Annotated in this window: 6 protein-coding genes; all 6 read right to left on the reverse strand. The window is 63.1% G+C overall.

Going from position 1 to position 6,034, the window contains the following annotated elements; translation table 11 throughout:
• Entirely contained in the window at positions 1-405 is a 405-nt protein-coding gene (locus M1247_RS12410) for a lipoprotein LppJ family protein (RefSeq protein ID WP_317156610.1), read from the reverse strand.
• Positions 406-514: 109 nt separating this feature from the next.
• Positions 515-2,290: an alpha/beta hydrolase gene (locus M1247_RS12415; RefSeq protein ID WP_317156611.1), complete on the reverse strand. Its 1,776-nt coding sequence runs from the start codon at positions 2,288-2,290 to the stop codon at positions 515-517.
• Between the two features lie 22 nt (positions 2,291-2,312).
• The gene (locus M1247_RS12420; protein ID WP_317156612.1) at positions 2,313-2,618 is read right to left on the reverse strand and encodes a type VII secretion target; all 306 of its coding nucleotides are present in this window, start codon (positions 2,616-2,618) and stop codon (positions 2,313-2,315) included.
• Positions 2,619-2,708: 90 nt separating this feature from the next.
• Complete coding sequence (locus M1247_RS12425) at positions 2,709-3,353, reverse strand: hypothetical protein (RefSeq protein ID WP_317156613.1); 645 nt, start codon at positions 3,351-3,353, stop codon at positions 2,709-2,711.
• Positions 3,354-3,394: 41 nt separating this feature from the next.
• Entirely contained in the window at positions 3,395-4,069 is a 675-nt protein-coding gene (locus M1247_RS12430) for a hypothetical protein (protein ID WP_317156614.1), read from the reverse strand.
• Positions 4,070-4,125: 56 nt separating this feature from the next.
• Positions 4,126-6,034, reverse strand: a 1,909-nt coding sequence (locus M1247_RS12435) for a TPR repeat domain-containing protein (RefSeq protein ID WP_317156615.1), incomplete at its 5' end; no start/stop codon positions are given.

Raw genomic sequence — 6,034 nt, forward strand, 5'->3', positions numbered from 1 at the left:
CTACTCGTTCAGGGCGATGTCTTCGGCGTCACCGCTCTTCGTCGTCGTCACATCCCGACATTCGCCGTAAATCGTGATGATTCGGGCTTGTGACGTCACGTTCTGTGGGTAGACGACCGCGGTCACATTGTCCTTGTGCAGTGCCGCACCGTGTGTGCGGAACTCCGAGTCGGTCGACCAACCGTGGGCCTGCAGTTTGCCGATCATCGCGGCCCGTTCCGCCTCGGCTTTTTGCAGGTCCTCGGCGACCGGATAGGACATGTGCACACTGCCCCGGAAGGGCGCCTCGCCCTGGTCGTTGCAGGATTCACTCTGGAACGACGCCGTCATGCCGTCGATACCGACGGTATGCGCGAGGTCACGGGCCGCGTCGACAACCTGCGCCTTGGATTCTTCTGGGGTCATGGGGTCCGATACTCCGTCCGTCACAGAACTCACCGCACCACAGCTCGCGAGTACCACAGCCGCCAGTGCGCTGGCGGCCGTCATCAGAAACCGGTTGCTGCGCAATGCCCTAACCTCCGGCCGGACCGTGGTAGTGGTCGCCGGTGCCCCGGCGCCAGATTTCGGGGTCCACCGGCACGGTGGTGAGTCGATGGTCCGCGGTCATGCCGTGATCTTGCAACAGATCTCCGTCCCCTGACGCAATATCGGCGATGCTGAAGAGGGATTCGCTGCCGGGCGTGAAGTACTCGCTGTGGTCTTTCCACGGCCAGGACATTCCCGGAACCTCGGCCTTGAAGCGGGTGGAGCCGTAGCCGTCGACTGCCGGGTCTGCCCCCAATGCGACGGTGACATCGGTGCCCGGTATGTGCACTTGGTCGCCCCCACCCAGGTGCGTGACGGGGTCTGTCGAGGCCGCGCCGACGAACACGTTGCCGCCCTCGGGAAGGTGAAAATCTGCTGCACTCTTGGCCAGGTCGGTCCCGGGGCACCCGACCAGGACGATGTCGTCGGCGCGCATACCGGAGCCGGCGGCAGCATCGGCGACCGTCGTCGACCCGTACGAGTGGCCGATCACGGTGACATGCGAGTCGCCGTGATTGGTGGTCTCCAGCGCGTTGACGTCGGCTGCCAGCAAGCCGCCGCCCTGGCGGGCATTGCCGGTCTGGCCCACCTGTGGGTCGGTCATGCTGTCGGGGGCGTTGTATCCCATCCAGGCGACGACGGCGGTGGGCTTGCTCGGGTCCACCGAAGCGGTTTCGTTGTAGACGCGCGCCGCGTCCGGACCGCCCAGCCAGCCGTCTCGGACACTGTTGCCGGTGCCGGGGACCAGTACGGCGGTGTTGACCGCGTCGTCGGGATTGCCGATGGCGACCGCTGCCCGGCCCTGCCCGCCGAACGCTTCGGGCTCGTACACCTGCAGAAAAGTCTGCTGCCCGGTGTTCCTCGCGTTGTCGGTCAGCCCCTTCTGGACCTGAATGGCGTTGGTGTACCGGGTGACATCCGACGGTGAGAGTCCGTACCTGCCCGGGTTGGCCGTCACCTCCCCGACGTCGACATGGTAGGTGCCGGCAGCGTTGGCCACCCGGTCGATATCTTGCTGCATGACGATCTTGTTGGCTTCGCTGCGCGCCCAGACCGGGACGCCGTTGAGGTTGCCGAGCTCTTTCGGGTACTTCGCCGGCATCTCCTTGCGCTGCTCAGGGGTGAGCGAATTCCACCAGTCCCTGACCTGAACAGGGTCCTTGCCCAGGGGAATCGGTGGCTCATCCGGCTGGGGTGTCTGCGGCGGGCCCCCGTCCGGACCGAACATCATCGGTTTGGAGTCCAGGCCGGTGACGGCATTGCGGATGTTCTGGTCGACCTTGCCGTCTGCCGTCTCGAACTGGGCCAGGAGCTGTTTGAGGCTCGAGGAGTTTCGCGCAGCGAGCGCGCGAATCGTCATGGCGTCCACGGGGTTGCGCTTCGCGTACTGATCCAACGCGCTGCCCGGGCGCACCGACACCGTGCCATCAGGTGCAACGTTCCAGCGCTGCCCGGCCAATTTCTCGACGCTGTTCAGGATCGCCGAGCGGGACTGGGTGAGATGCGATCCCCCATCGTGCATGGCCGTCTGGGTCCGCAACATGACCTCGTGTAGACGCTGCAACCGGGACAGTGTGGACTGCGCCTTGGCGACCGCGGCGTCGGACGCCCCACCCTGCCAGTCGGCACGCAACGTGTCGAGGGTGGCCTGCTGCTTGCTGATCTGCGCGGCGAGTGTGCCTGCCCGGTGCGAAAGATCGTCGCCTGCCTGGGCCAGTGCACCCGGATTGGAAGTCTCGACCTGCGGAATGGTGACCGTCACCCGGACTCACCACCCGCTGCGGTCATTTCGATCCCGCAATCTGCGACAGCCGCTCCCCGAACGCGCTGTCGACTTGTTCGTACCGGCCCGCCGCGCCCAACAGGTTCTTGGAATGGGCGGCCAACTCGGCACCCGCCCGGGTCGCGGCCTCGTCAAGCGTCGTGCCCGCAAACTGGCACGCCGCGCCGCTGCGCAAACCCGACATCCCGGTCGCCCCCACCGCGGTGGCGGTGCCCGCGTCCGTCCGCGAGACCTGGTCCCCCACCTGCGCCTCCGCGTGCGCCGCGGTGCGCAGACTCTCCGGCTTCACCCGTACGTAGGCGGACATGCCAACAATCGTAACTTCGGCCCGAGAGGGGTCCGTGCAGGAATTTCTGCCCGCTATCAGGGGTCGCGCCGGTTCAGTACGGCCCAGTCGTCACGGCGCCGGCGTAACCGTCGTGGACATCGGGTCAGGCATCTTCTGAACGAACGGCTCCGGTTTGAACGGCTCACAGACAGCCGCGATTTGATCCCGGGTCATGTCATACGTACGGGCTTCACCAACCCACAACCAACGAGGGCCTGATGGTGTGGTGCCATTAGCTGCGGGCCGATCCGTCCACTCCACCAGCGGGCGCTGGATACCGAACGGCCGGTTCGGGTCCGGCCCCACAACCTTGCCGTTCTTGAGCTCGGCGTAGAGACCCGGTGTGTCATACAAACAGATAGAAATCTCAACCTTTCCGTCGGACAGCGCGCGAGCGCTTACCGCACGGTGTAGAGCTCCCCCTGTTTCACCGACGAAATTGTCTGGCACAGGCGGCAGATCAGTGATGTCGGCCTCTGGTGCGACCCTACTGCGGAACCGGCGATCAATTTCCGTATCACGAGGGTTGTTCTTCAAGCGATCGTCGACCGACATTTCGACGGCAAACTGCGCGGCGCCCAACAGTGGTTGTTTAAGGGGCACCGCTACATCAGTCTTGATCTCAAACGGCGGGTACGGAAACGAAACCGCACTCGACGCCACAGATTCCGACGTCGAATCAACCTGCTCACCGCATGCGGCGAGCAGCGTCACGGCAATGACTGAGACAACGCACACCCGCCAACGCCCGGTGATCACGGCGCCGGCGTAACCGTCGTGGACATCGGGTCAGGCATCTTCTGAACGAACGGCTCCGGTTTGAACGGCTCACAGACAGCCGCGATTTGATCCCGGGTCATGTCATACGTACGGGCTTCACCAACCCACAACCAACGAGGGCCTGATGGTGTGGTGCCATCAGCTGCGGGCCGATCCGTCCACTCCACCAGCGGACGTTGCAGGCTGTACGGACGGTTCGGATCCGGTCCGACAACCTTGCCGTCCTTGAGCTTGGTATACAGCCCTGGTGTGTCGTACCAGCAGACACTCACTTCGACTGTTCCCTCAGAAAGCTCGCGCGCATCTACCGCACGATGAAATGCTCCGCCGGTGTCAGCGACGTAATTGTCTGGTATCGGAGGAGAATCTGCGATTTCGACGTCCGGCGCGATATTGCCGCGAAGTCGACGACCAAATGCGCCATGGCCAGGATCATCCTTCAGGCGGTCATTGACCGACATTTCGACGGCAAACTGCGCGGCGCCCAACAGTGGTTGCTTAAGGGGCACCGCTACATCAGTCTTGATTTCGAAGGGTGGGTAAGGGAACACCGGCGGTGAGGGTGTGGTGGTTGTAGTAGATGGGCCGTTCTCTGCATCGCACGCTGAAACGCTCAGCAACACAACAACGGCTACGGCGGCGGCGCCCATGCGGACCAGAATGCTACGACCGTCCATGGTTAGTAGCCGGCGATACCTTGTCATAGCTAGTTGGCTCCATCGAGGACTATCGAGTAACTCTGACCATAGTCAGTTGCGTACTGAGACAGGCCTCGATCGATCAGGAACTGTTGCACTTGTTGATATTCAGGACTATTTGGGCTCAGATCCCTCACAGCTACCGGCCTTCCATCGGCAACCATTTCAGGGGGCAGGTCACCCGCTTGGAAGGCAGCCTGCAAAACAGTCTGCTGTGCCTGCAGCGTCGAACTCGCCCGTAAAATGTCAGGATCGGGCACGGTCTTCTCCTGATATTCGGGCGTTCCGATCCAATCGCGGATCTGGTTCTCAACCATCTCGCCCGGGTCCAACCCCGTAAGACCGGTCACCTCGCCAGAACCCGGGATCTTCCCTACTACCTCGTTCGAGGCCCATCCAGCGATTTCGGCCCCTGCAATCTTCGCCCGGTACAGCGCATCACTGGGGTTCCTTGCCTCCTCGCCGAGCACCGCGTTCTGGTGGTTCAACGCGTCGGTCATGGAATTATCGATGCGCCCCGCCAAGGCTCCCGCATCGCTATTCGCGACCTCGCGTGAAAGGTCACCGGGATTGCTTCTCATCGCTGACTCAAGTTCATCGATTCGGGCCGTCTCGGCAGCTGTGGTCAATGTGACCCTTCCTTCCTCCGAGTACGAACCGAGTTCCAGCAGCCGGTCGGCATCGTCGGCGTTGATCAATGGGTGGCCAGTCGAATCAATCTTCGTTTCCGCAAAACCAAATGGCTGTCCCGGTGCAGACAAGGCGTCGGTGTTCGCCGCAAGCAGCTGACTCATTTCTGTCGAAATCGCCGAATTATGAGCGAATGCGTCACGTTGGCTGTTCCACACCGGGTCGGTGTCGCTCGGTGCCAGCATGTCGGGCACCTCGATGAAGGCCTGCCGAGCCCGGTCTCCCAAAGGGTCGCCGATCGGGCGCTGCGAGTCTTCGGTGATCCAGTCGAGCAGCGTGGCCGCGCCGCTGCCGTTACCGCCGCTCTGCGTCCAGTCGTGACCGATGAGCGTCCGGACCGTCTCCTCCGGGTTGTATCCGTCCGGCAGACCGTCGCCGTTGCCCGACCAGATCTGGTACGAGGCTTCATTGTTGCGTCCGGCGACTTCGGCCAGTGAGCTTGCGGCACGCTCATATGCCTCGGGCGGGGTATCCGTCATTCCCCAACCGCCCGTTGAATGTTCCACCATGTCAGCAGATTTCAGGTACATCTCCGTGCCCAGCCGTGATCCGGTTTGATAGCCGGGGTTGGCTTCGCCCATGAGTTCACTGAATTGCACGACGTCGGCGACATGCTGATTCTTCGCTTCGGTCGGGCCGACCGTTTCCCATCCCGGATAGGTCGGGTCTTCTCGCCGCACCTCGATCATCTCGCGCAGATCGGCCGGCAACTGGTCGTACCCACCCCGTGACGCCACCGACCCGTCGGGGTTGAGTTCGACCACATTCTCGTTGCTCGCGACCGTCAGGCCGTTGGCGAGCCTGTCCCGCTGAGCGCCCGCGTCGGTATTTCCGGCAGCCTCCTGCGACTCCAACTGACGGTCCAACAAGAGCAGCCCGTCTTTGCCTGCGGTCTTGTAGAAGTCGCGGTAGTAGTCCTGCGTCTCCTTCGGCACATCGCTGACTTGCTTGCCGTCGGCGAGCGCGGCGATCTGCTCCTCGGTGAGTGGACTCTGCGGAAGGTTGGCTGCCACCCGATCCAGCACCTCAGGGTCACGTTGTGACGACGGCAGCGCAGCCTGATCGGCCAACGCTTGCCCATCCTCTTTCCCGGTCGGCTTGTCCTTCTCGCCGTCACCCTTGACGCCCAGCGCGTCGGGGTCTTTCTTGTCGTCCTTCTCGCTCCCGGGTGCGAATTTTTGGTTGGTCAGGGCGTCGTATTCGCCTTTGTAGCCGGTGATGCGTCCG

Origin of the sequence: Mycobacterium appelbergii (genome assembly GCF_032883035.1) — a bacterium.
GTDB lineage: Bacteria > Actinomycetota > Actinomycetes > Mycobacteriales > Mycobacteriaceae > Mycobacterium > Mycobacterium appelbergii.